A 723-nucleotide genomic window follows, 5' to 3' on the forward strand; every position below is an offset into this window, starting at 1 on the left:
AAGGCGATCAGGTGCGCTGATCGAGTCTGTCGAGCACCATCGCTGCAAGTTCATCGCTGGTGTGTGCACCACTATCGAGAACACGGGTTGTGGACGGAAGCCGTTCCCTTGCGGCCAAGCATCGGGCGACATTCGCTAATCGCCACTCTCGAATCTCCGCATTCCGATTCGGGTCAGGATGCATGGTCTGGTTCGAGATCCGGTGACGCAATAGGTCCTCGTTAAGCATCAGAAAGATGTGCAGCAGCTGATCGTCGATCTGCCTTAACCCGTCGAGTATCTCAGTCAGATAGTCCGGGTGCACGAGCGTCATTGGGATGATGATGTCCTGCGAGTAATTCCTGCGAATCTCGCTGACCGCAGCGATCGTAAGTCCCCTCCACAAGGGGAGATCCTGATAGTCTCCGCTCGCTGGTATGGGGACCGTTTCTTTCACCACGAACCCGATTTCCTCAGGGTCAAAGATCAGCGATTTCGGACGCCGATCGCGCAGCCGCTCAGCGAGAGTCGTCTTTCCGGCGCCGAAAGGTCCGTTGATCCAGATTATCATTGTCGACGGCCTCTAACCGGAAGGCTCGCAAGAGCGCTGGGCGGCTTCGTGTGCTGGCACGATCGGAGTGGCTCCGAAGTGCTTCTCAAGATAGGTGACGCCGAACGTCACGATGTCCTGCGCGTCGAACAGGTAGCACTGAGCAAAGCCCACGACACCTTCTCGATGGCGAC

At 57.3% G+C, this 723-nt stretch carries 1 protein-coding gene and 1 pseudogene; both read right to left on the bottom strand.

Going from position 1 to position 723, the window contains the following annotated elements:
- Positions 1 to 7: 7 nt before the first annotated feature.
- Complete coding sequence (locus tag ACMWLG_RS25865; RefSeq protein ID WP_002063889.1) at positions 8 to 550, bottom strand: AAA family ATPase; 543 nt, start codon at positions 548 to 550, stop codon at positions 8 to 10.
- 12 nt (positions 551 to 562) lie between these two features.
- Positions 563 to 723: pseudogene (locus tag ACMWLG_RS25870) on the bottom strand (aminoglycoside 3-N-acetyltransferase); the annotation flags it as partial.

Origin of the sequence: Enterobacter sp. 01-M-02-SI-ECC (genome assembly GCF_047530595.1) — a bacterium.
GTDB lineage: Bacteria > Pseudomonadota > Gammaproteobacteria > Enterobacterales > Enterobacteriaceae > Enterobacter > Enterobacter cloacae_M.

Excerpts from the sequence above, each read along its gene's own strand:
- ACMWLG_RS25865 (WP_002063889.1), bottom strand. The coding sequence starts at position 550 with ATGATAATCTGGATCAACGGACCTTTCGGCGCCGGAAAGACGACTCTC.